Annotated in this window: 17 protein-coding genes; 6 read left to right on the top strand and 11 right to left on the bottom strand. The window is 38.0% G+C overall.

The features are described 5' to 3' along the window. Positions 1–6 precede the first annotated feature (6 nt). Entirely contained in the window at positions 7–1,221 is a 1,215-nt protein-coding gene (locus ACMFKV_RS05810; protein WP_336288611.1) for an NADP-dependent isocitrate dehydrogenase, read from the top strand. Positions 1,222–1,347: 126 nt separating this feature from the next. After that, positions 1,348–2,775 (top strand): MFS transporter, encoded by a 1,428-nt coding sequence (locus tag ACMFKV_RS05805; protein WP_336288610.1) that lies wholly within the window; start codon positions 1,348–1,350, stop codon positions 2,773–2,775. 29 nt (positions 2,776–2,804) lie between these two features. Here ACMFKV_RS05805 and ACMFKV_RS05800 read toward each other — a convergent pair whose 3' ends face one another. The 7 genes from ACMFKV_RS05800 to ssb form a co-directional block, all read right to left on the bottom strand. Beyond that, positions 2,805–4,019 carry an MFS transporter gene (locus ACMFKV_RS05800; RefSeq protein ID WP_413154721.1) on the bottom strand — a complete coding sequence of 405 codons (1,215 nt, stop codon included), beginning with the start codon at positions 4,017–4,019 and terminating at the stop codon, positions 2,805–2,807. An 802-nt stretch (positions 4,020–4,821) separates the two neighbouring features. Beyond that, complete coding sequence (tgt, locus tag ACMFKV_RS05795; protein ID WP_336288617.1) at positions 4,822–5,940, bottom strand: tRNA guanosine(34) transglycosylase Tgt; 1,119 nt, start codon at positions 5,938–5,940, stop codon at positions 4,822–4,824. Between the two features lie 932 nt (positions 5,941–6,872). Then, entirely contained in the window at positions 6,873–7,385 is a 513-nt protein-coding gene (locus ACMFKV_RS05790; RefSeq protein ID WP_413154718.1) for a peptidylprolyl isomerase, read from the bottom strand. 17 nt (positions 7,386–7,402) lie between these two features. Further along, on the bottom strand, positions 7,403–7,978 hold the full coding sequence (locus ACMFKV_RS05785; protein WP_336288608.1) for a peptidylprolyl isomerase: 576 nt from the start codon (positions 7,976–7,978) through the stop codon (positions 7,403–7,405). Continuing rightward, the gene (gene coaD, locus ACMFKV_RS05780; RefSeq protein WP_336288607.1) at positions 7,968–8,486 is read right to left on the bottom strand and encodes a pantetheine-phosphate adenylyltransferase; all 519 of its coding nucleotides are present in this window, start codon (positions 8,484–8,486) and stop codon (positions 7,968–7,970) included. The genes ACMFKV_RS05785 and coaD overlap by 11 nt, the downstream gene beginning before the upstream one ends. A gap of 24 nt (positions 8,487–8,510) precedes the next feature. Continuing rightward, entirely contained in the window at positions 8,511–11,291 is a 2,781-nt protein-coding gene (gyrA, locus tag ACMFKV_RS05775; protein WP_336288606.1) for a DNA gyrase subunit A, read from the bottom strand. A gap of 232 nt (positions 11,292–11,523) precedes the next feature. Continuing rightward, positions 11,524–12,042 (bottom strand): single-stranded DNA-binding protein, encoded by a 519-nt coding sequence (ssb, locus tag ACMFKV_RS05770; RefSeq protein WP_336288605.1) that lies wholly within the window; start codon positions 12,040–12,042, stop codon positions 11,524–11,526. 224 nt (positions 12,043–12,266) lie between these two features. Here ssb and uvrA point away from each other — a divergent pair, with 224 nt between their 5' ends. The 3 genes from uvrA to glnA all read left to right on the top strand — a co-directional run bounded on the left by uvrA (position 12,267) and on the right by glnA (position 17,259). Further along, positions 12,267–15,176: an excinuclease ABC subunit UvrA gene (uvrA, locus tag ACMFKV_RS05765; protein ID WP_413154717.1), complete on the top strand. Its 2,910-nt coding sequence runs from the start codon at positions 12,267–12,269 to the stop codon at positions 15,174–15,176. A 280-nt stretch (positions 15,177–15,456) separates the two neighbouring features. Further along, positions 15,457–15,795, top strand: coding sequence for a P-II family nitrogen regulator (locus tag ACMFKV_RS05760; protein WP_413154716.1), 339 nt, complete (start codon positions 15,457–15,459; stop codon positions 15,793–15,795). Between the two features lie 54 nt (positions 15,796–15,849). Beyond that, positions 15,850–17,259, top strand: a complete 1,410-nt coding sequence (glnA, locus tag ACMFKV_RS05755) for a type I glutamate--ammonia ligase (protein ID WP_336288602.1) — start codon at positions 15,850–15,852, stop codon at positions 17,257–17,259. A gap of 506 nt (positions 17,260–17,765) precedes the next feature. On the opposite strand, the gene ACMFKV_RS05750 is transcribed toward glnA, so the two are convergent. Both ACMFKV_RS05750 and ACMFKV_RS05745 read right to left on the bottom strand, forming a co-directional pair. After that, the gene (locus ACMFKV_RS05750) at positions 17,766–18,548 is read right to left on the bottom strand and encodes an ATP12 family chaperone protein (protein WP_336288601.1); all 783 of its coding nucleotides are present in this window, start codon (positions 18,546–18,548) and stop codon (positions 17,766–17,768) included. Between the two features lie 205 nt (positions 18,549–18,753). Beyond that, the gene (locus ACMFKV_RS05745) at positions 18,754–19,737 is read right to left on the bottom strand and encodes an RluA family pseudouridine synthase (RefSeq protein ID WP_413154715.1); all 984 of its coding nucleotides are present in this window, start codon (positions 19,735–19,737) and stop codon (positions 18,754–18,756) included. Positions 19,738–19,945: 208 nt separating this feature from the next. Between ACMFKV_RS05745 and ACMFKV_RS05740 the strand changes: the two genes are divergently transcribed. Continuing rightward, the gene (locus ACMFKV_RS05740; protein WP_413154714.1) at positions 19,946–21,721 is read left to right on the top strand and encodes a glucan ABC transporter ATP-binding protein/ permease; all 1,776 of its coding nucleotides are present in this window, start codon (positions 19,946–19,948) and stop codon (positions 21,719–21,721) included. 65 nt (positions 21,722–21,786) lie between these two features. Here the strand turns inward: ACMFKV_RS05740 and alaS are convergent, their stop codons facing one another. Both alaS and recA read right to left on the bottom strand, forming a co-directional pair. Then, entirely contained in the window at positions 21,787–24,450 is a 2,664-nt protein-coding gene (gene alaS / locus ACMFKV_RS05735) for an alanine--tRNA ligase (protein WP_413154713.1), read from the bottom strand. A 192-nt stretch (positions 24,451–24,642) separates the two neighbouring features. Next, positions 24,643–25,686, bottom strand: coding sequence for a recombinase RecA (gene recA, locus ACMFKV_RS05730; protein ID WP_336288597.1), 1,044 nt, complete (start codon positions 25,684–25,686; stop codon positions 24,643–24,645). Between the last annotated feature and the right edge of the window lie 426 nt (positions 25,687–26,112).

Raw genomic sequence — 26,112 nt, 5'->3', positions numbered from 1 at the left:
CTTCTAATGACAAAGATCAAAGTAGAAAATCCCGTTGTTGAAATCGATGGGGATGAAATGACCCGTATCATCTGGAAATATATTAAAGATAAACTGATTCATCCCTATCTCGACATTAATCTTAAATATTATGATCTTTCCGTCGAAAATCGAGATGCAACAAATGATCAAGTAACGATCGATTCTGCTAACGCTATCAAAAAATACGGAGTTGGCATAAAATGTGCAACCATCACTCCTGATGAGTCACGTGTAAAAGAATTTAACCTAAAAAAAATGTGGAAATCACCTAATGGTACAATCCGCAATATTTTAGGGGGAACCATTTTCCGCGAACCTATTATCTGTAAAAATATTCCACGTCTTGTTTCTAATTGGACAAAACCAATTATTATCGGACGTCATGCTTTTGGTGATCAGTACAAAGCAACTGATTTTAAATTTCCCAGTAAGGGAAAACTAACTATTAAATTTGTCGGCGATGACAATCAAGTTATCGAACATGATGTTTTTGATGCTCCAAGTGCGGGAGTTGCCATGGCCATGTATAATCTCGATGAATCAATTCGTGACTTTGCCCGCGCATCTTTTAATTATGGACTACAGCGAAATGTCCCTGTCTATCTTTCAACAAAAAACACCATTCTGAAAGCTTATGACGGACGTTTTAAAGATATCTTTCAAGAAATATTTGATGCAGAATTTAAAGCTGAATTTGAAAGTCGTAAATTATATTATGAGCATCGCCTGATTGATGATATGGTTGCTTCTGCGCTTAAATGGTCAGGAGGTTATGTCTGGGCATGTAAAAACTATGATGGTGATGTCCAGTCAGATATCGTTGCCCAAGGTTTTGGTTCCCTTGGGCTCATGACTTCTGTCCTCATGACACCAGACGGTAAAATTGTTGAAGCAGAAGCCGCACATGGTACAGTAACACGTCATTACCGTCAGCATCAAAAAAATGAAGAAACATCAACAAATTCTATTGCTTCTATTTTTGCATGGACACGCGGATTGGCGCACCGTGCCAAATTGGATGGTAATGAGAAATTAAAAAACTTTGCCACAACATTGGAAGAAGTTTGTATTAAAACCGTTGAAGAAGGTTTTATGACCAAAGATCTTGCACTGTTAATTGGACCTAAACAAAGATGGCTTTCTACAACAGGATTCCTCGATAAAATTGATGAAAACCTAAAAAAAATAATGGTCAATTAAATTATAGATTTAATTTAAATTTCAAAGCTCTACGAAAAGAGAGCTTTGAATTCTTCCCCTCTTGGAAAATTTAAATAACTGTCTTATAAATAAAAAAGATCAATTCTCTATTAAATAGCAAAAATAGTGAAAAAACAGAACTGGTTCGCGCTTTTATGGGGTAAAAATGGTATTCGCTCTTTAACATTTACGGGCGGTGTGGCGTTGCATGCTATCAACGTTTACATTGTTATCACTATTTTGCCTTCTCTTATGGATGATATTGGCGGTGAGCTATATTATTCGTGGGTAGCTACTGTTTTTATTACAGCCTCACTCCTTGGTACTTCACTTGCAACAAAAATATTAGAAAAAATAGGTCCTCGCCAAGCTTATGTTGTTTCTGGATTTATTTTTACTGTTGGTACCTTCATGTGCAGCATGGCGCCAACTATGCCATTATTTTTAATAGGACGCTTTGTTCAAGGATTTGGAAGCGGTGCTTTGCTATCCTTATCTTATTCCATGGTGCGTATCGTTTTCAGCCCACCTTTATGGTCACATGCATTCAGTATTATCTCTGGAATATGGGGAATATCAACCTTATTAGGACCAGCTATCGGCGGTATTTCTGTACAATATAGTGTGTGGAGAACCTCCTTTTGGGTAGTTGGAGTATTGGCAATAATCTTCTCATTTATAGCATTTAAAGTTTTACCAAAAAAAAATACAAATTACATTCCAACGTCTCCACTCCCCTTCCCACAACTTCTTACACTCATTTTGTTAATTTTTATCATTTCCGTTGGTGGAACTATGGATACTGCAGTTGCACAAATCTGCGGACTGGTTATCGGATTTAGTCTCCTTTTCGTTTTAGCAAAAATCGAATTATCTGCACTTCATCCTATGTTGCCACGTAAAAGCTTCTCTTTCTCTTCTGAATTTTTTCCTGTTTACTCATTAATACTCGTTATAACGATAGTAGCGTATAGTATAGAGCTTTATTTTCCACTTTTTCTTCAAGAACTTCACGGGCAAGACCCACTTATTGCGGGTTACATGGCAGCACTCATAAGCCTTGGTTGGACATGCGGTTCTCTCTCAAGTGCTGGTGTGTCGACAAAAAACATTCGCAGTATTATTGTATATTCTCCCATACTAAGCCTTTTAGGCATAGGCGTACTTTTATGGCTTGTTCCAACAGAAGTTTCCACACCTAAATATACTTTTATCATTTGCTTAGCATTGTTTGCTATCGGGATTAGCGCTGGTATAGCATGGCCGCATTTGTTAACAAGAATTCTACAATGTGCAAATGATAAAGATGCGTTACGCGCCAGCGAATCTCTCACCTCTGTACAGCTATTTTCAGCAGCACTAAGCGCAACACTTGCAGGAGCAACCACAAATCTTGCTGGTTTATTTAACCCTGGAGGAATTGCTGGAATGATTCTTGCAGCAAAAGCTCTTCTTGCAACACTCATCAGTCTTTTATTTTGTCTCGGTATTCCGTTTGCTTTACGCGTTTCTTACAGCATATTAAAAAATCCAACTGGGCAATCAAGTGATTAAATAAATACTCTTTTTAAAAACATTCATAATCAAAAAAAATTTTGATTACGCTTTTCCACGTACCATGAAAAACAAAAAATCAATAATCCACACAAAGTTAAAATACCTCCCAAAATAGCAGTATATTCATAACTATAGCCTAATTTTAAAACCCACGCCCCAGATTCTGCTCCAAGAGCATTCGCAATATTAAAAGCAGATTGCATTAAAGCTCCTGCCAAAATCTGTCCATGTACAGAAACATCCATAATTTTTGTTTGTATAGAAGGCATAGATGCAAAAGAAGTACCAACAAGAAAACATCCTAACGCTGCTGTTAATGGAGTATGAGATAAAAAGAAAAAAAGAAAAAAAACAAATGCACTCCAAAGCATAGCAAAAAATATCATCGGCGAAATGCCAACTTTAACTGCAAGTTTAGGCCCCACAAGATTGCCCACAACCATCCCTAATCCAACCAATGGCATAATAAATGGCACCCAATCAAGTAAAATACCAGAAATATGCATTAATGTTGACTTGATATAAGTGAAAACAGAAAATAACCCCGATGCACCAATCGAAACCATTGCCAAGAGAAGCCACACTTGCTTTTGCTTTAATGCACTCAATTCGCGCAGAGGACTTGTTTTAGAAGTATTTGGAATGGAAGGTAAGAATTTTCCAATAAGTAAACAACACAATAAAGCAATAACACCTACAAGAATAAAAGCAATCTGCCAACCAACAAGCTGCCCAATCCATGTTGCACTTGGTGCACCCAAAACTGTTGCAATTGTTAAACCAAGCATAACATTCCCAACAGCTTTTGGACGTTTATTTATTTCCACCATTGAGGATGCAACCATAGTTGCAAGCCCGAAATAGATACCATGGGGAAGACCACTGACAAACCGCAATGCCACCAGTACGCTAAAATCAGAAAAAAAAGCACTTGCAATATTTGCCAGTGCATAAAAAAACATCAATCCTATCAAAACAGTTTTGCGTAATAACTTAGCTGTTGCAACAGCTAAAAGAGGTGCCCCAATCACAACTCCCAGTGCATAAGCAGAAATATATTGACCAGCTGTAGGAATATCAACATGTGAACTACGTGCCATCTCTGGCTGTAAACCCATCGCAACAAACTCAGCAGTGCCAATAGCAAAACTTCCCACTGCAAGAGTTAAAATTGCCAAATGTCGCGTTCTAGAATCAATCTCACAAGATGCAAAAAAATTTTTTTTACGAAAATTCTTCATTGTCATTATTTTTGTCTAGGGGCATTTTATCATTAATATCTGTAACATATGCAAATAAACTCACAATATTTTTTAATCTATATCTTGCCAAACAAAATTTGAAAAATATCTTCCACAACAAAAAGGGCAACATTTTTAATTTTTTCATAGCGATGAATATATATTTATAACAGAGTCTGTTTCTTTAGAACGCATTGCAACTGTAATATTCTGTAAGCTAAATGAAAAATCAGTTATTGAAATGTCACTGTCTGTAAAAACAATTCCAGCACTTTATAGTATTAACTTCTTAGATCTTAGTCTCAAACATAATCACTTTCACACCATCATAAGTAAAACATCTTCTATCTATCTTTACATAAAATTTTACGCAATTTTATGTAACAATGAATAACAAAAAACCATTCTTTGTGTGAATAAGCTGTATCGACATCTTGTGTTAAGACTTCACCATTTAATGGTAAAAAATATATAATTCCTCATAAAAACACAATTTTTATACTTCTTTAAGAATTCACTAACTCCTCATTAATATTGTTGATCTAAACAATTATCAGAAACAGAAACAAACTGTTTTTCTCCGGGTCAGGTAATGCGTACCGGAGTAATAATTTCTTCTGAATATTAGTATTGCAGGGAAAATATGTATCGATAAAACTGCGCATCCATCTTTTAGGGCAGCGCAGTTTTATGCTTTTGAAGAACATTATTACAATATCCTTACTTTTACTTTGTGCAAAAATAATTGAGCAACAGGAGAAAAAGTAAACACCATATTAATAGTCAGTGCCCTATCACCACCCTATCGTCCTTGCATCCATAAAGCACTCGTTTCAGCACAAAAATCAGCATAACACCCTGTTTCAATGGAATCACGAATACCTTGCATAAGTTGTTGATAATAAAAAAGATTATTCCAAGTCAGCAACATCCCACCAAGAGATTCACCAGATTTAATTAAATGGTGTAAATAAGCACAGCTATAATCATATGCAGCAGGACAAAGCGACTGTGGATCAAGAGGATGTGGATCCTCTGCATAACGCGCATTACGTAAATTAATTCTACCAAAGCGCGTAAAAGCTAAACCATGACGCCCCGCACGCGTCGGCATAACACAGTCAAACATATCAATACCGCGCGCAACACTTTTCAAAATATCATCAGGCGTTCCCACCCCCATAAGATAGCGTGGCTTATCCTCTGGCAAAATCGGACAAGTAACATCCAATACGGCTGTCATAACATTTTGCGGTTCACCAACAGCCAGTCCTCCAATAGCATAGCCTTTCAAATCCATCTCTTTTAATGCTTGGGCAGAGCGTTCACGCAGTTTCATATTATCACCGCCCTGAACAATACCAAACATAGCCTTGTCTGGCTGATTACCAAAAGCTATTTTACAACGCTGCGCCCAGCGTAATGAAAGCTCCATAGCGGCTTCCATTTCCTTTTCACTTGCAGGCAATGCAATACATTGATCCAACTGCATCTGAATATCAGAATTAAGAAGCCCTTGAATTTCGATAGAACGCTCTGGACTCATTTCATAATACGCTCCATTAATATAGGAGCGAAAAATCACACCTTGCTCTGTAATTTTACGGATTCCTGCAAGAGACATAACTTGAAATCCACCAGAATCTGTTAAAATCGGTTTAGACCAGCGTATAAAGTCATGTAATCCCCCTAAACGCGCAACACGCTCAGCTCCTGGTCGCAACATTAAATGATAAGTATTACCCAAAATGATATCTGCTCCAAGAGCATGAAGCTGATCCATATACATAGCTTTAACAGTTCCTGCCGTTCCAACTGGCATAAATGCAGGTGTGCGAATACACCCGCGTCCCGTTATAATTTCACCTCGACGCGCATACCCATCTTGAGAAATCTTTCTATAGTGAAATGTTTTTATCATCACTTTCATCTCTTTGAAGCTATAAACTTACATCGCCATAAAAAGAAAGAAAGGCAATACCTCCTTTCTTAATAGCATTGAATAACATTTCATAAGTTTTACGAATTGTTTTTTGATTCGCTCAATATTGTAATCAGCATAAAAAAATTCAACGAGATAAATGGAATATTTGTTGTCAAGCGGTCACTACAGTAAAGATAATATCTAGGTTCATAAAACATCAATAGTGCCTGACAACATAAACACCTCAAAGTGTTAGCACTTACTCGCAGCAGTGTTTAATATTACAAGGCTATTGTTTCTTCAATAAAAATGACCTTACTTCCACTAGCTTTTATGACAAATAATGCTTTTAGCAGATTTAACATCGATAGAAAAAATTTCTGAATACACTCACAATGACAGATATCCTTTATTTTTACAGATAAAAAACGTATCTGTATGCAATGTAAACAGTTCCCAAACATGACCCAAAATGTCTCAGTAAAATGAAAACCAATAGCTAGACCTGAACTACATTTTTTGACGAAAAAAAGATTCATATTTTTTATTTTAAATTTCTGACAACATTTTGACATAATATGACAAGCTGAAAATACATATGCTAAAAACTGTCATAACAGCCAACACTATGCCTATAAATATTATCCCGCTGACTACACTTAAATAGCCTTCATAATATTCAAACCGATGCCTTTCCTTCATCAAAAGCTCTTCCAAAAAGCATAAATGAAAAAGCTTCATCACATCTTCTTTTGACAAACACAAATAAAATAATATTTTTACCCAAAAAAGCTGATCTCAATGCGATTTATTGCACTGAATCATTAAAATAGAAAAACTCTATTTGCACAAAAATATAAAATTGAAACCTATTTTAATGAATCTTAAAATAGCTCATGAGTAGCAATTATCCTCTATATAATATTATACTATTTTACATCCGCAGCAATTGTAGCTTTGATAATGGAATCAGGATCTACAACAGGCTCACCGCGCTTAATTTGATCGACATTTTCCATACCCTCAATAACCTGCCCCCAGATAGAATATTGACGATTAAGCCAAGGAGCATCCTCAAAGCAGATAAAAAATTGCGAATTAGCAGAATTTGGATTCTGACTGCGTGCCATAGAAACGGTACCACGCTTATGAGAAAGATTCGAAAATTCTGCTTTTAAATCGGGTTTATCTGATCCTCCCATACCAGCACGTGATAAATTAAATTTTTCACCATCTTTTTTTCCAAATTGTACGTCACCAGTTTGAGCCATAAAATCATCAATAACGCGATGAAAAATAACATTATCATAAGCACCCTCACGCACAAGCTCTTTAACACGCGCAACATGATAAGGAGCCAAATCAACAAGAAGCTCAATAACGACTCTGCCCTTGGTTGTTTCAAGAATTAAGGTATTTTCTATATCTTTAATCTCAGCCATACGGCTACTCCTTTGACTCATCTATCATCTTGTAAATAGGCAGCATTAATAACATCAGGATTTTTTACAGATCCATTATTACTTGTGGTACCCTTTTTTATTTTATCAACAACATCCATTCCCTCTATGACCTCCCCGACAACGGTATATTGACCATTTAAAAAAGCAGCATCACTAAAACAAATGAAAAATTGAGAATTTGCAGAATGAGGATCTTGTGAACGCGCCATACCAACAGTGCCACGCACAAATGGCTGCTTTGAAAATTCTGCTGGTATATTGGGATAATTTGATCCACCCATACCAGCGCGCTTAAGATCAAAATCTGTGCTGCCCTTTTTTCCAAATTTTATATCACCAGTCTGCGCCATAAAGCCAGGAATCACACGGTGAAACACAACATTATTGTAAGCACCTTCTTCTGTTAGTTTCTTAATTTGTGCTACATGTTTTGGAGCAAGATCAGGACGCAAACGAATAATTACATCACCATTTTTAAGAGATAAAACAAGGATGTTAGAATCATCTGCAGCAGCACTGAATGAAAAAAAGCAAAAAACACATGTCAAAACAGCAAAAATTCTAAGATACACAATTATTTTCTCCTGAAGATTGAAATTTCAAGTGTAAAGCTCGTGCAACATTTGAAGGCACAAAAGGTGTCACATCACCTCCCATAGAAGCAATCTGACGCACCAATGTAGAAGTTATCGCACGTCCAGAAACACTTGCTGGCAAAAAAACAGTTTGCAACTCAGGAGCCATAATACCATTGACCCCTGCCATTTGCATTTCATAATCAAGATCAGTGCCATCACGTAAACCACGAATCAGAAATGAAGCACCAATTTCACGCGCCTTATTAATCAAAAGAGTGTCAAATGAAATAACCTGTAATCGGTCAGAACCCACGCTTAAAAAATCTTGCCCCGCTTGCGCAATTAAGCCAACACGCTCTTCAATGCTAAAGAGTGGTGTTTTTCTAGCTTGTATACCTATAGCCACAACCACCTTGTCAGCCAAAACTAAACCACCCTGCAAAACATCTAGATGACCGTTTGTAAAAGGATCGAAAGAACCCGCATAAAGAGCAATTTTCATTATTTCACTCCGCTACCTTCAGAGTCATTTTTCTTCGCTAATATTAACCATATCAGAGTGATTTCCACCCTCATCATCTAATTGGCTAACATCATCTTCAGATTCAGAAATACGCTCAACCGATACGACTTTTTCCCCCTCAGCTGTGTTGAAAATCGTTACTCCCTTAGTCGAACGACCAGCTATACGAATACCATCAACAGGAACACGAATAAGTTGCCCCCCATCCGATACCAACATAATTTGATCTTGTACCTTCACTGGAAAAGCTGCCACTAATTTACCAATTTCAGCCGTCTTAGATGGATCGGTTGCGCGAATCCCTTTTCCACCACGTCCAGAAATACGAAACTCATATGAGGAAGACCGTTTCCCATAACCAAATTCACTCACTGTTAAAAGCATTTGCTCGCGAGCATGAAGTTCGGTATAACGTTCATCCGTCAATTCTGTTTCAGTTTCTCCATCACCTTCATCCAGAGTTAAAACATCTTCAGCATCCGCACCAGCTGCACGCCGTTCATTAATCACACGTTTAACATAAGCAGAACGCTCAACCGATGTTGCTTCAACATGCTCTAAGATAGTCATTGAAATAACTTTATCCCCTTTAACTAAGTTGATACCACGCACTCCAACTGAATTACGACCCGCAAATACCCGAACATCAACAACTGGAAAACGAATACATTGTCCATTAGCTGTTGTCAGAACAACATCATCAGATTCTGTACAAGTTTCTACAGAAAGAATCTCATCTCCCTCTTCATCAAGTTTCATTGCAATTTTACCATTACGATTAACTTGAACGAAATCTGATAATTTATTGCGGCGCACAGTTCCACGCGTAGTTGCAAACATAACATCCAATGCGCTCCAACTGGCTTCATCTTCTGGCAAAGGCATAATAGTTGTTATGCGTTCACCTTGCTGCAAGGGAAGCATGTTAATTAAAGCACGCCCGCGTGATTGTGGTGTACCAAGAGGTAAACGCCAAACTTTCTCCTTATAAACAATCCCACGTGATGAAAAGAAAAGAACTGGTGTATGTGTATTAACCACAAACAAACGCGTTACAAAATCTTCATCTTTCGTGGACATACCAGAACGTCCCTTACCACCGCGCCGCTGCGCACGGTATGTATTGAGAGGAACACGCTTAATATAGCCACTATGACTAACCGTTACCACCATGTCTTCTGGCGCGATCAGGTCTTCATGATCCATCTCAGCATTACCAAAACCAAATACAGTACGTCGAGGAGTTGCAAATGCCTCACGAAGAGCACTTAGTTCATCTTTCACGATATCCATGATCCGCGAACGCGATGCCAAAATATGAAGATAATCGGTAATATCCACTCCAATTTTATTCAACTCATCAGCAATCTCATCACGCCCGAGCGCTGTCAATCGTTGCAAACGCAACTCCAAAATAGCACGCGCCTGTTCTTCAGATAAATTATAAGTATTATCCTCATGGATAATATGACGCGGATCATCAATGAGTTTTATCAAAGGCGCTACATCAGCCGCTAACCAACGCCGCTCCATTAACTGTACACGTGCTGTCTGCGGATCCGGTGCCCTGCGAATTAACGCTATGATTTCATCAATATTGGCAACAGCAATAGCAAGACCAACCAAAACATGCGCACGCTCACGCGCTTTGCGCAAAAGATATTTTGTTCGCCGACTTACAACTTCTTCTCGGAAAGAAACAAATGCACGAAGGATATCAAGCAACGTCATTTGTTCAGGCTTTCCCCCGTTTAACGCAACCATATTGCAACCAAAGGAAGTTTGCAGTGGCGTATAACGATACAATTGATTCAAAACAACATCTGCAACAACGTCTCTTTTAAGCTCAATAACGACACGATACCCATCACGATCAGATTCGTCACGCAAATCAGAAATCCCTTCGATGCGCTTATCACGCACCAATTCAGCCATTTTTTCAATCATTGTCGCTTTGTTAACTTGATAAGGTATTTCACTTACAATAATTGCCTGTCGACCATTGCGAATTTCCTCAATATCAACCTTAGCACGCATAATAATTGAACCACGCCCAGTTTCATAAGCTGAACGGATACCAGAGTGACCAAGAATAATACCACCAGTGGGGAAATCTGGACCAGGAATGATTTCAATCATTTTATCAAGCGCTATATCGGGATTGTCAATCAAGGCGATACAACCATCAACGACTTCACCAAGATTATGGGGAGGAATATTGGTTGCCATTCCCACAGCGATACCACCTGATCCATTGACCAAAAGATTAGGAAAACGCGCTGGCAAAACTACAGGTTCACATTCGCGTCCATCATAATTATCCTGAAAGTCAATAGTATCTTTATCAATATCAGCTAAAAGCTCTTCTGAAATTTTTTCTAAACGACATTCTGTATAACGCATTGCTGCAGGCGGATCACCATCAACAGAACCAAAATTTCCTTGACCATCAATCAACGGATTTCGTAAAGAAAAATCCTGTGCCATACGTACCAACGCGTCATAAATTGAAGCATCACCATGGGGATGAAACTTCCCCATAACTTCACCAACAACCCCCGCAGACTTACGATAAGGCTTATTGAAAGAGAGCCCCATCTCATTCATAGCATGAAGAATACGCCGATGAACCGGTTTAAGACCATCACGAACATCAGGAAGTGCTCGCGAAACAATCACGCTCATCGCATAATCGAGATAGGAGCGTTGCATTTCATCAACAATATTGATTGGTTCAATACCAGTGAGCACATCACGCTCTGGTAGTGGAGTAAGATCGGTCACAGTTTCAAGACTTTCAAAAAAAGAATCACTTTACTCTTTGTATATCGAAAAATATGTCAAAAAGCTAACTTCCCTCCTGCAACAGAGAAGAAGTTTAACAATAATTTTCAATATGTTATTTACTTGTACTCATAATCGTAAACAAAACGACCAGTATTTACTATCCTGCATTTAAAAAGTTAAAACAAATAACCACACAGATACAAAAAACAATATTGTATCTTTAAAACCATCAAAAAGGTACGTCATCATCTAATTTATGTGAAAAACTCTCTCCCGACGTGTTATTGCTTTGACCAAAAACATCTCTCGGATTTGAGCTACTGTCACCAAAACCACCGCTGCCATAATTACCACTCGATTGATTTGCTCCTTGCATTTGCTCTCCACCCGCTACTCCACGTCCATCAAGCATTTGTAATTCACCACGGTATTTTTGCAAAACAACCTCTGTTGTATAACGGTCGTTACCATTCTGATCTTGCCATTTGCGCGTCTGCAACTGACCTTCAATGTAAATTTTGCTCCCTTTTTTTAAATATTGCTCCACAATTTTGATAAGATTTTCGTTAAAAATAACAATACTATGCCACTCGGTGCGTTCTTTACGCTCATTTGTATTGCGATCACGCCAACTTTCTGAAGTAGCAATACGCAGATTTGCCACTTGATCACCAGAATTTAAACGGCGGATTTCAGGATCCGCACCAAGATTACCAATCAAAATAACTTTATTAAGGCTACCAGCCATCGCATAAACTCCAAAATCGTAAACAGAGCAATTATAACAAAAAATGACAACAACGTATAGTTTATTCCGTCTTTTAGAATAAAAAGCTTTCTATCTTTGTCTTTTTTCCCACAAAACTTGCAATCTTTTGCGATGTTAAGGTAATTAAACACATTGTAGTTCCAAAAAAACAGTTTTATTTCATTTCAAATGTTCAATTTTTGTTACATATGCCAAGGATAGACATGACTCATCAAAAATACATCTCCATTCGCGGCGCACGTGAACATAACCTTAAAAATATTGATCTAGACCTCCCCCGTGATAAATTGATTATCATAACAGGACTTTCTGGCTCAGGAAAATCATCCTTGGCTTTTGATACAATTTATGCTGAAGGTCAACGCCGCTATGTTGAAAGCCTTTCCGCTTATGCGCGTCAATTTTTAGAAATGATGCAAAAACCAGATGTCGACCGAATAGATGGTCTTTCTCCAGCCATCTCCATTGAACAAAAAACGACCAGCCGTAATCCTCGTTCAACGGTGGGAACTGTCACCGAAATTCACGACTATATGCGTCTTCTCTTTGCACGTATTGGTATCCCTCATTCTCCTGCTACGGGACTTCCCATTGAAAGCCAGACTGTAAGCCAAATGGTCGATCAAATTATGGACTTACCAGAAGGTACGCGGGTTTTTATTATGGCACCCTTAGTGCGAGGACGAAAGGGAGAGTATAAAAAAGAGTTAATGGAACTTTTAAAAAAAGGTTTCCAACGTGTTAAAGTTGATGGAAAATTTTATGAAATTCCTGATGCCCCTCCCCTTGATAAAAAATATAAACATGACATAGATGTAGTTGTTGACCGCATTGTTGTGCGCGATGATATGGCGTCTCGCTTAGCTGACAGTATAGAAACATGTTTAAAGCTAGCAAATGGGATTGCGGTTGCTGAAATGGCAGATCAACCTTTGCCACAAAAAGAAAAAGAAGCTGTCAATAAATCGAAAAATGAAACACATAAACGGCTTATTTTTTCGGAAAAATTTTCCTGCCCTATATCTGGTTTTTCTATCCCTGAGATTGAACCACGACTCTTTTCATTTAATAATCCTTTTGGAGCTTGCCCTATTTGTGATGGACTAGGCATAAAAAAGACAATCGACCCAGAAAAAATTATACCCAATAAAAACCTCACCTTAAAAGCTGGAGCAATTGTCCCTTGGTCTAAATCATCCTCATGTTTTCATAACAAAACCCTAGAAACATTGGGAAAAATTTATGAATTCAAACTCACAGATAAATGGTGCGCACTTTCTAATGAAGCACAAAACGCTATTTTATATGGCACAAAAAGAAAAGAAATTTTTTCTGCCCATAAAAATGATTTAGATGAGGATAAAATAACCCAATATTTTGAAGGTGTTATTCCAAATATGAAACGACGGTGGGAAAAGCCAGATTCGGCATGGTCACGTGAAGAAATCGAACGTTATATGTCTTCCTCACCTTGCCCAGCTTGCCATGGTTATCGTTTAAAACCAGAAGCATTAGCTGTAAAAATTCATGGGATGCATATTGGGCAAATATCAGAACTTTCTATCTTAAAAGCAAATGATTGGTTTACTAACATTCACCAATATTTGACTGAAAAGCAGCGTCATATTGCAGTACGTATTTTAAAAGAAATTCGTGAACGTCTGGCTTTTTTAAATGATGTAGGACTTGAATATCTTACCTTATCTCGAAATTCAGGCACACTTTCAGGAGGAGAAAGCCAACGTATTCGGTTAGCATCTCAGATTGGATCTGGTCTTACAGGTGTTCTTTATATTTTAGATGAGCCATCTATTGGTTTACACCAACGCGATAATGAACGTCTCTTAAAAATGCTGCGCCATCTGCGCGATCTCGGCAATACAGTTATTGTTGTCGAACATGATGAAGATGCTATTCTTACTGCAGACCATGTCGTTGATATTGGTCCTGCTGCAGGTATTCATGGTGGAGAAATCATAGCGCAGGGAACACCACAAGAGATTATAGAAAATCCATCTTCCCTCACAGGCCAATATCTTTCAGGAAAAATGGCAATTACAGTGCCCACTCAACGGCGCAAAATATCAAAATCAAAAACACTCAAAGTCATCGGTGCTCGAGGTAATAACCTCAAAAATATTAGTGCTAACATCCCTCTTGGAACCTTCACATGCATAACTGGCATTTCAGGTGGAGGAAAATCAACATTCCTCATTGAAACCCTTTTCAAAGCTGCATCACGTCATATCATGGGAAGTCATCACAGCCCAGCAAACTACGACAAAATTGAAGGTTTAGAATTTCTTGATAAAGTCATCGATATCAACCAAGCACCTATTGGACGCACCCCGCGCTCTAATCCAGCAACCTACACAGGCGCGTTTACTCCAATCCGTGAATGGTTTGCCGAATTACCAGAATCAAAAGCCCGCGGTTATCGAGCTGGACGTTTTTCATTTAATGTTAAGGGAGGACGATGTGAAGCATGTCAAGGTGATGGGGTTATCAAAATTGAAATGCATTTTCTGCCCGATGTCTATGTTACTTGCGACGTATGCCAAGGCAAGCGCTATAATCGAGAAACGCTGGAAGTAAAATTTAAAGAAAAGTCTATTGCAGACATCCTAGATATGACAATAGAAAAGGCAGAGAATTTTTTTCAAGCTGTTCCTGCTATTCACAACAAAATGAAGACTCTTATAAAAGTCGGTCTCGGTTATCTTAAAGTAGGGCAGCAAGCCACAACACTTTCTGGCGGTGAAGCGCAACGCATAAAGCTTGCTAAAGAACTTTCACGCAAAACAACGGGGCGTACACTTTATATTTTAGACGAACCAACAACAGGACTACATTTTCATGATATTTCTAAACTTCTTGAAGTACTGCATGAACTTGTTGAACAAGGCAATACAGTTGCGGTAATTGAGCATAACCTTGAAGTCATCAAGACAGCCGACTGGATTATTGACTTAGGACCAGAAGGGGGGGATCGCGGCGGTGAAATCGTTGCAGTTGGACGCCCTGAAGATATTATTAATGCTCCCACTTCCTATACTGGAAAATTTCTGAAAGAAATTTTGCTGCGTCGACCTTTATATGATCCCAACTCTTAAAAAATTTGCCACATTATAGAACATCAATGGTACCATAAAATAAAGAACGTCACATGTTTCTTATTGTATCATTTTGTTTTTTTACAAACTTTTGTAGCTTTTTTTTCACAAAATAACAGCTCTTCATCTTCTATGCTGTAAGAGAATCTTTCAAAAAAAACACATAGTTATATGATTTTTGACTTTTCCGTGTAGAAAGTATCTGTTTGCACATCTCACGGTTGCCAATATAATGTAGTGCAGTCTAAAAAGACAAAATAACGTTGGAGATAATTTCAGCATGAAAAAAATTGAAGCCATTATAAAACCTTTCAAACTTGATGAAGTGAAAGAAGCGCTTCAAAAAATTGGATTACATGCTATTACCGTAACAGAAGCAAAGGGTTTTGGACGTCAAAAAGGACATACAGAACTTTATCGTGGTGCTAAATATGTTGTTGATTTTTTACCTAAAGTAAAGATTGAAATTGTTATTACTGATGAAATGCTGGAGAAAACCGTTGATGCAATACGTAAAGCAGCTCAAACAAAACATATCGGAGATGGAAAAATATTCATTTCTTCCATTGATAATGCCATTCGTATTAGCACTGGCGAATCTGGAACTGATGCCCTTTAATCCTCAAAATTTTTCACCTTTTTTATCCACCTCAATCCAATAAGGAAATGGAATATGACAACCGCATCAGATATTCTTAAACAGATTGCAGACAATGACATACGTTTTGTCGATTTACGCTTTACCGACCCACGAGGAAAATTGCATCACGTCACAATGGATATTGCAGAAATCAACGAAGATACATTTAGCGATGGTGTTATGTTTGACGGCTCGTCAGTTTCTGGATGGAAAACAATTAATGAATCCGATATGGCACTGATGCCAGACCCAGAAACAGCACATATTGATCCTTTTTTTGCTCAATCTACTTTAGTCATATTTTGTGACGTATTCGATCCTGTTTCTGGAGCATTTTATCGTAGAGATCCTCGTTCTATTGCCAAAAGGGCTGAAGTTTATATGAAATCCTTAGGAATCGGAGATGTAATCAATGTAGGTCCGGAGGCAGAATTTTTTATTTTTGATGACGTGCGCTATAAGACTGACCCCTACAACACAGGATTTAAACTCGATTCAAATGAACTTCCATCAAATGATGACACTGAATATGAGATGGGGAATCTCGGTCACCGTCCACGAATGAAAGGCGGTTATTTTCCAGTTCCTCCAATCGACTCTTGCCAAGATATGCGCTCTGAAATGCTCACGACGCTAAAAGATATGGGCGTTCGTGTTGAAAAACACCATCACGAAGTGGCTGCAGCCCAGCATGAATTAGGTATTCGTTTTGATACTTTAGTTCGTGAAGCTGATAAAATGCAAATTTTTAAATATGTTGTGCATCAAATAGCAAATAGCTACGGAAAAACAGCAACTTTTATGCCAAAACCAGTTTTTGGTGATAATGGATCTGGCATGCATGTACATATATCCATTTGGAAAGATGGCAAACCGATCTTTGCAGGAAATGAATATGCAGGACTATCAGAAACCTGCCTATTCTTTATCGGTGGTATTATTAAGCATGCAAAAGCGATCAATGCCTTCACAAATCCATCTACCAATTCCTACAAGCGTTTGGTTCCTGGTTATGAAGCCCCTGTTCTTCTTGCCTATTCTGCACGCAATCGCTCTGCATCTTGCCGTATTCCAACAAGTTCTTCGCCAAATTCAAAACGCGTAGAAGTTCGTTTTCCAGATCCAACAGCAAACCCATATTTGGCGTTTTCCGCACTCTTAATGGCTGGTCTTGATGGAATCAAAAATAAAATTCATCCTGGACATGCTATGGATAAAGATCTTTATGATCTTCCTCCAAAAGAACTCAAAGAAATCCCGACGGTCTCAGGAAGTCTGCGCGAAGCCCTTGAAGCACTTGATAAAGATCGTAGCTTCCTTAAAGCTGGCGATGTTTTTGATGATGACCAGATTAATTCTTTCATTGAATTAAAAATGCAAGAAGTTTTGCGCTATGAAACAACCCCACATCCCATCGAATTTGATATGTATTATTCTGTTTAAAGAATAGACTATTCTTTTCAATTTAGAAATGGAGATTTAAAATCTCCATTTTCTGCGGTGTTTTTTTCAGAAAGCACAATGCGCTTTTTGCAAACGTGTTCTTCCTTAATCAATCATCAAATAATCTAATTGTAAAAAAACCATCGAGAATCATAATACCAACCAATCATGAAAAACCAAATAAAACATTGGCAAAAAATTATAAGATTAAATACCCAACCGATAAAAGAGAAAACATGAAGATAAAGTTATAATGGTATTCCCCTATTTTATTTATAACTGCACCACAACCAATACTGGGAAAGTTCTTTATTTTTGACTGAGATTATTGCTCTTCTTTACAATAGCGCATAGGATATTTTATCCGTGGCAATAAGCGCAACAATCTTCAACATAATCAGAGAAATACCTCTTAGGCTGGCAATATAAAAACCAATCCACCAAAAATCATAAAAATCGTGATTTTTAAAACAGATGCACACTGATAAACAGAAGTAAATTTAACTTTACAAACAAACTTTAATGATTGTAGCTGCTGCATTAAATTCAGCTTTCTTATAAGCACGACGTGCTATTGCTTCTTCGTCAGTTCCCCATTGTTCCATCATCCAATTTTCATCTAAATGCGCAATATCCCAAGCATGATCTGAATCGATTTCCTCCGCAGCAACCGCAAGAGCGATAAGGGCTGATCCCGTTAAAGTTGTTATCGTATGCAGTGCCGCAAGCACATAAGGAGATTCTACCTTGCGTAAATAATTGCTCACCGCTTGAATAGCTTCTCGTGATTGCTCAACGTGCATAAGCCCTTCTGCCAAATTAAAGCGTGAACCAAGTTTTTTTTCTGCCCAATCCAGTAAAGGATCCCACTCCTCACATTGTCGTTGTACCAGCTCTTTTGGTGCTGGTGCACGATAAAAAAGCATATCGCACGCAACAAAACGCAACAAGTCTTCAAAAACAGCCTGCATATCATCAGCTATACCATCAATAACAGTGTTAACAAGGCGCGTAATCGGCATTTTTGTGGGATCAATAACTTCTTTCTGATTCTCAAATTCCTGCGCCACTAATGCAGCGAACATCTCTGTTGGCACAAAAAAACAACGTTTTGCTGGTGTTTTAACTGGGTATTCATCTAATAATATAGCAAAGCCTCTCTCTTCACATGTAATTTTCACTTTTTTATAAAATCGTTTAGGTAGTGACTGATGTGAAAGTTTTTGAGTCTCGTGAACAGAATGACTTTTGTTCAAAGACATATCAAAGTGATCAAAAATTTCACGCATATCGTTATACCTATATTATTTTCAATAAATCTACTGGTTTGTTGAGAGGAAAATCTGCACTAACCTTTTGTAAAATAGGCACAGTATAATAATTTTAAAAACATCAATTGTCATTACGCTAACCATTTTTACACCTGTGTAGTAAAAATTAAATCAATATTTTTGCACATAATCAAATAAAATAAGCTGCAAAATTTTTCCTTTATTATTCTGTGTCTCCATCAGTTTCACTAAAAGCTAAAAGATTAAAACTTTGTACCATATGAGGTGGTAAAGGTGCGACAATATCCAATATTCCTCCTGAAGGATGAGGAATGCGAATACGACGTGCATGAAGGTGAAGTCGGTTTTGAATGCCCCCTGGAAATTTCCAATTGCTATCAGAAAAAAAATATTTTGCATCACCGATAATAGGATGATCCATATGAGCAGCATGCACACGTAACTGATGTGTTCTGCCAGTATAAGGCTCCATTTCAAGCCACGAAAGAGTTTGTCCTCGAGTGTCTAAAACGCGATAATAAGAAACTGCATGACTAGAATCTGGTTCCCCGTGTTCACAAACACGCATTTTATCCCCCTGCGCAGTTATATCTTTGACCATCCATGTTGAAATTTTATCCTGCTTCTTTCTAGGAACCCCCCGAACCAATGCCCAATAAGTCTTTTTCGTTTCCCGTGCTCTAAAAGCGGCAGTCAAAGCCTGCGCGGCTCCCCTTGACCGAGCAACAATGAGTACACCTGATGTCTCTCGATCAAGACGATGAACCAAACGGGGTTTTTCACCTTTTTTATTGCGCCACACTTCAAGCATACTATCTATATGGCGTGTTAAACCAGAACCACCTTGTACAGCTAAACCTGCTGGTTTATTAAAAACGAAAATTTTTGGATCTTCATAAAGTAGCATTTTTTTCAAAATGACTTCGTCATCCTGTCCACGAATAACTTTATCCGTGATAGAGAAACTCTCTTTACCATCAATAGGTAAAGGTGGAACACGGACAGATTGCCCCATTAAAATACGTGTATCGGCTTTAACACGCCCACCGTTAACCCGTATCTGACCAGAACGTAGCAATTTTTGTAAAGATCCAAACCCAAGTCCTGGATAACGCGCTTTAAACCAGCGATCCAAACGCATTCCGCTCTCATCCGCCTCAACCTTTTTTATTTCTACGCCTACCATGACAGTCCTCTTGCCATATAATTTTATTGACTTATTTTTGTGATCCGATGTTATAAACACAGTATAATCAACATCTGATAAAATTGGATTTATCACACCACATTACAGTTCGTATCAAAAATTGCATTTTCTTACAGTTAAAATTTTATTAGCTCAAAGGATGGCTTGCAAATCTTTATGCTTACAATAGCTATTGGAGATACCATCTGTGTCCTTATTCAAAACTTATGCTCGTGTCCTTACTTATTTAAACAAAGAAAAAAATACATCTCTTTTAATCTGTATTGCTAATGTTATCTTAGCTGTTATTACCATTGCAGAGCCTATTTTGTTTGGGCGTGTCATTGATGCTATTACAAATAAATCAGATATTATTTTTACCCTCACAGCTTGGGTATGTTTTGGTATTTTTAATATTGTTGCTTATGTTCTTGTTGCTCGCAGCGCCGATCGTTTGGCACATAGACGTCGTTTAACTGTTTTAACTGAATCTTTTGAACGTATTATCGCTATGCCACTGATGTGGCATCAACAGCGCGGAACTTCTAATGCCCTCCATATACTATTGCGCGCTATAGATTCTATGTCAGCCATATGGCTTGATTTTATGCGTCAACATCTCTCAACTTTTGTTGCACTATTCGTTCTTATACCTATCGCCTTTAACATGAATTGGCGCCTTTCAGTAGTCTTGGTTGTCCTTGCCATTATCTATATATTGATTGCACGTTTAGTGATGCGAAAAACAAAAGACGGACAAGCCGCTGTAGAATGCTATCATCATAACCTTTTTAAGCATATCAGTGATTCAATCTCCAATGTTTCTATTGTACAAAGCTACAATCGAGTAAAGGAGGAAACTTTAGCACTGCATAAGCATACAAACAATCTTCTTAAAGCACAAAACCCTGTTTTAAATTGGTGGGCTCTTGCAAGTGGATTAAACCGAATGGCCTCAACCATTTCAATAGTGTGTATTCTTCTCCTTGGAGCTTTTTTTGTAACAAAAGATCAATTACGTGTAGGAGAAGTTGTCGCTTTTGTCGGCTTTGCGCAATTAATGATTAGTCGTCTAGATCAAATTAGCAATTTCATCAACGTAGCAGTATCCTCACAAGCAAAATTACAAGAGTTTTTTGAAATGGAAGACTCAACTTTTCATATCAATAAACCTGAAAATTTACCCTGCCTCCCCAATATTAGGGGCGCAATACAATTTCATCATGTTACTTATAAATTTCCAAATTCTTCTCAAGGTATTTTTGACATTTCCTTTGAAGTGAAAACAGGACAAACTGTTGCTATCGTCGGACCAACAGGCGCTGGAAAAACAACATTAATCAATTTACTGCAGCGCGTGTACGACCCAACATTTGGACATATCTCTATTGACGGAATAAATATACGTTCCGTTAATCGTGAATCTTTACGTAAATCTTTAGCAACAGTATTTCAAGACGCTGGTCTTTTTGATCGTAGCATTCGCGACAATATTGCGATAGGGAAAGCTACCGCAACGGATGAGGAACTTCATGAGGCTGCAAAAATAGCAGCTGCCCATGATTTTATTCTGAAAAAAACTGATCATTACGATACATTAGTTGGTGAACGAGGCTCTCAATTGTCAGGTGGAGAAAGACAACGGTTAGCGATTGCACGTGCAGTTTTGAAAGATGCCCCTATTCTCATTCTGGATGAAGCAACCAGTGCTCTTGATATTGAAACAGAAGCCAGAGTTAAAGACGCCCTTGATTGTATAAGCCAAAATCGCACCACTTTAATTATAGCGCATCGTCTTTCTACAATTCGCCACGCTGATCTTGTGTTATTTTTAGATCATGGACACTTAATTGAAAAAGGCAGTTTCCAAGAATTAATCGATAAAGGTGGTCGCTTCTACAAATTATTAAAAGCTGGTGGTTTAACAATTGATCAGCCAATGAACGAAAATGTAATGCAATTGCGTGAAGCCATTGCGTCATAGAAATTTAAATAACTACAAAAACACCATCTCTTTTTCTGAAAAAAAAGTCGCTGATAAGTCCAAAACTATCTTTCAAGAGAAGCTTTTAACGCTGCAAGAGCCTCACCAGCTTTTTCTCCTTTAGAACCACCAGCCTGCGCCATATCAGGACGACCACCACCACCTTGACCACCAAGAACATCTGCAACAATATGAACCAAATCAACAGCATTTAACCTATCAGTTAAATCATCAGTAACGCCAACAACAGCACTTCCCTTGTTATCTTCTGACACACCAATAAAAGCGATTACTCCAGACCCAATTTGCTTTTTTCCAGAATCCACTAACGCCTTAAGATCCCGTGGTGAAATATTTTTAACAACACGCCCCATAAAAGAAATACCATTGACGATAGTAATATCTTTTTGATCATTTTTTATAGTTTCAGCATTCAGCACAATTTTCTTTCGTGCATCATTCAACTCTTTTTCAAGTTTACGGCGATCATCAAGCAAAGTTTGAACACGTTCCTCCACATCAACAAAAGAAGTTTTTAAAATATCCGCAACTTCACGGATTCTTTCTTCTTGGAGATTAAGATAGAGACGTGCAGCTGTACCAGTTAAAGCTTCAATACGGCGAACTCCAGCAGCAACAGAACTTTCAGAAACAATATGAATCAAACCAATATCCCCTGTCCTCTCCACATGCGTGCCTCCACAAAGCTCAACTGACCAACATTTTTTAAATTCCTCTTGTCCAAACTGCTTCCCCATAGAAACAACGCGAACTTCATCACCATATTTTTCACCAAATAACGCCATCGCTCCTTCAGAAATTGCGTCATCTACTGCCATGAGACGTGTTGTTACTTTACTATTTTGTAAAACAATATCATTTGCTAAATTCTCTATTTTTTTCAACTCTTCTGAAGAAACTGATTTTGGATGGGAAAAATCAAAACGCAGCCGATCTGGCAATACAAGAGAACCCTTCTGTGTAACATGAGGTCCTAATATTTGACGTAAAGCTTCGTGCAATAAATGGGTAGCAGAATGATTCGCACGGATTTTTTTACGACGAACAATATCAACAGTTAATTCTACACAATCAGACGTCTTTGCCTGACCAGATTTAACTTCTCCAATATGAACAAAAACACCATCACCTTTTCTTTGAGTATCATGTACCTCAAAAATAAAACATTCACCAGCAATGATCCCGCTATCACCAATTTGCCCACCAGATTCGCCATAAAAAGGAGTTTGATTCACAACAAGAGCAGCTTTTTGCCCTGAAAAAATATGATCAACAATTTTACCATCACATACAAGAGCTGTAATAATGCCTTCGGCTTTCTCTGTTTCGTAACCTAAAAATTCTGTAGTCCCTACTTGATCGCGAACAGAAAACCAAATCGTTTCTGTTACAGATTCACCAGAACCAGACCAATTAGCGCGCGCTTCTTCTTTTTGACGCTCCATCGCTTTATCAAAAGCATCAACATCAACAGATATTCCTCGACGTCGAAGAACGTCTTGCGTCAAATCAAGTGGAAAACCATATGTATCATAAAGCTTGAAAGCAATTTCACCGTTAAAGTGATCCCCTTCTATCAAATTGATACTCGCCTCGTTCAACAAACCAAGTCCTCGTTCAAGAGTTTTACGAAAACGTATTTCTTCTAATTTCAAAATTTCTGAAATCAAAGATTCAGCACGCACTAACTCAGGATAAGCTTGTCCCATTTCGCAAATTAAAGCAGGCAAAAGACGCCACATCAATGGTTCCTTAGCACCAAGAAGATGAGCATGACGCATAGCACGACGCATAATACGACGTAAAACGTATCCTCTACCTTCATTGGAAGGAAGAACACCATCCGCAATTAAAAATGCAGATGAACGAAGATGATCAGCAATCACACGGTGGCTTGCAACAAAATCACCAACTGCCTCAACCCCTGTTAACTCTTGTGACGCACCAATTAATGCACGAAAAAGATCAATATCATAGTTATCATGAACACCCTGTAAAACAGCAGCAATACGTTCTAATCCCATGCCCGTATCTATAGAAGGACGAGGCAATTCAACACGCTCTTCCTTACTCACCTGCTCATACTGCATAAAGACAAGATTCCAAATCTCAATAAAGCGATCACCATCTTCATCAGCGCTTCCAGGAGGACCTCCCCAAATTTCATCACCATGGTCATAAAAAATTTCTGAACAAGGACCACAAGGACCTATATCCCCCATCGCCCAAAAATTATCAGCTGTCGCAATCCGAACAATCTTTTCATCTGGAAGACCTGAAATTTTACGCCACAATTCAGCAGCAACATCATCACTATGATAAACGGTCACTAATAACCTCTCTTTTGGGAGGCAAAATTCCTTTGTTAAAAGATGCCATGCCAAAAAAATTGCTTCTTCTTTAAAATAATCTCCAAAAGAAAAATTACCCAGCATTTCAAAAAAAGTATGATGACGCGCTGTATAACCAACATTATCAAGATCATTATGCTTTCCACCCGCACGAACACATTTTTGTGCTGTCGTAGCCTGTTTATAAGAAGGCTGTTCAAGTCCAGTGAAAACACTTTTAAACTGCACCATTCCTGCATTTGTAAACATAAGTGTAGGATCATTGCGCGGAACAAGTGGACTGGAAGAAAGAACTTTATGTCCATTAAGATGAAAATAATCCAGAAAAGTTGACCGAATGCTATTAACGCTATTCATATTGACACCTGCAGAATACAGAATAAAAGAAAAATACTACCCTGTTATTAAATACCTTCTTTTTCACTCGTAGAATCGATTTAATCAAAAATAGAAATATTTTTTTAAAAAAATTGAAAAGTAAGCGATCTTATATGTAAAAATTTTAAATAACGCATTAAATGACGTTATTGTACTTAAACAAACACTCCATCAAATCGATTCATCGCTTTCTATATTCTCTGATCCTGCATTTTCTAACAATTCAATCGCAATCAAACCAGCATTTTGACGCAAAGCCTTTTCGATTTCCGTAGCTATTTCTGTATGTTCACGTAAAAACTGCTTCACATTTTCACGCCCCTGCCCTAAACGTTGAGAGTTGTAAGAAAACCACGAGCCAGACTTTTCTACAATGCCAACTTTAACTCCCAAATCAATCAATTCACCTAATTTGGAAATGCCCTCACCGTAAATAATATCAAACTCAACCTGTTTAAATGGAGGCGCCAATTTATTCTTGACCACTTTAACGCGCGTCTGATTGCCAACAACCATATCCCGATCTTTAATTGCCCCAATGCGGCGAATATCCAAACGAACAGAAGCATAAAATTTTAGAGCATTTCCACCTGTTGTTGTTTCAGGAGAACCAAACATTACTCCAATTTTCATACGAATTTGATTAATAAAAATAACCATGCAGTTAGAACGAAAAATTGATGCTGTGAGTTTTCGTAAAGCTTTGCTCATTAATCGAGCTTGTAATCCAGGTAAAGCATCACCCATTTCACCATCAATTTCTGCACGCGGTGTCAAAGCTGCCACTGAATCAACAACGAGCACATCAACTGCACCAGATCGAACAAGTGTCTCAGTAATTTCTAATGCTTGTTCGCCAGTATCTGGCTGAGAAATAAACAAATTTTCTAAATCAACACCAAGCTTACGTGCATAAATAGGATCAAGGGCATGCTCCGCATCTATAAAAGCGCAAACCCCACCAGTTTTCTGTGCTTCAGCAATAGCATGAAGAGCCAGTGTAGTCTTCCCAGAGCTTTCTGGTCCATAAATCTCAACAATGCGTCCTTTTGGTAATCCACCTACACCCAAAGCAATATCCAGAGATAATGAACCAGTTGGAACTGTTTCAATTTCAACAACTTGCTCTTTTTGCCCAAGACGCATAATCGAGCCTTTACCAAAAGAACGTTCAATTTGTGATAGAGCAGCATCTAGAGCTTTTGTTTTATCCACGATTATATCCTTACCAAGTCATAACACTCCAGTATTCAATGTATACTGTTCTTTTAACTTAACTAAAGCCTTGAGTTTAGATTTTCACAAACTATTTCCATTTTTATTACCATATTGTGTCCACAACATCTCATTAACGCATAAAAAAGAGAGAAGCTTGGCACATTTATAGCTCTCTTCCCCAAAAGAAACAATTTAAATTTCCCCACAACACTTTATACACATCTCTTTAACATTTCTTTGTAAGAAATTTAAAGATCAGTCCCCTTAATAATCATCTCATTATTGATATTATCACCAATCAAAGCTATAAAATACTGATATTCAAAGCAAACTTTTAAATTACAGGGCAGTCTACAATTACAACTGCATAAACATTCCTTAAAACTTCATTTTAAGGCGTAAGGGTATATGAATCTTCTGATT

This window comes from Bartonella propinqua (assembly GCF_047263965.1).
Classification (GTDB): Bacteria; Pseudomonadota; Alphaproteobacteria; order Rhizobiales; family Rhizobiaceae; genus Bartonella.
The sequence above is the reverse complement of the archived record's forward strand: the minus strand, read 5'-3'. Positions and strand labels throughout refer to the sequence as shown.

Bases quoted from the DNA above. Each gene is read 5' to 3' on its own strand.
- glnA (WP_336288602.1), top strand. From the start codon at position 15,850: ATGACAACCGCATCAGATATTCTTAAACAGATTGCAGACAATGACATA.
- ACMFKV_RS05790 (WP_413154718.1), bottom strand. From the start codon at position 7,385: ATGGCTGAGATTAAAGATATAGAAAATACCTTAATTCTTGAAACAACC.
- uvrA (WP_413154717.1), top strand. From the start codon at position 12,267: ATGACTCATCAAAAATACATCTCCATTCGCGGCGCACGTGAACATAAC.
- ACMFKV_RS05760 (WP_413154716.1), top strand. From the start codon at position 15,457: ATGAAAAAAATTGAAGCCATTATAAAACCTTTCAAACTTGATGAAGTG.
- ACMFKV_RS05800 (WP_413154721.1), bottom strand. From the start codon at position 4,019: ATGAAGAATTTTCGTAAAAAAAATTTTTTTGCATCTTGTGAGATTGAT.
- ACMFKV_RS05745 (WP_413154715.1), bottom strand. From the start codon at position 19,737: ATGGTAGGCGTAGAAATAAAAAAGGTTGAGGCGGATGAGAGCGGAATG.
- ACMFKV_RS05750 (WP_336288601.1), bottom strand. From the start codon at position 18,548: ATGCGTGAAATTTTTGATCACTTTGATATGTCTTTGAACAAAAGTCAT.
- ssb (WP_336288605.1), bottom strand. From the start codon at position 12,042: ATGGCTGGTAGCCTTAATAAAGTTATTTTGATTGGTAATCTTGGTGCG.
- coaD (WP_336288607.1), bottom strand. From the start codon at position 8,486: ATGAAAATTGCTCTTTATGCGGGTTCTTTCGATCCTTTTACAAACGGT.
- alaS (WP_413154713.1), bottom strand. From the start codon at position 24,450: ATGAATAGCGTTAATAGCATTCGGTCAACTTTTCTGGATTATTTTCAT.
- tgt (WP_336288617.1), bottom strand. From the start codon at position 5,940: ATGATAAAAACATTTCACTATAGAAAGATTTCTCAAGATGGGTATGCG.
- ACMFKV_RS05810 (WP_336288611.1), top strand. From the start codon at position 7: ATGACAAAGATCAAAGTAGAAAATCCCGTTGTTGAAATCGATGGGGAT.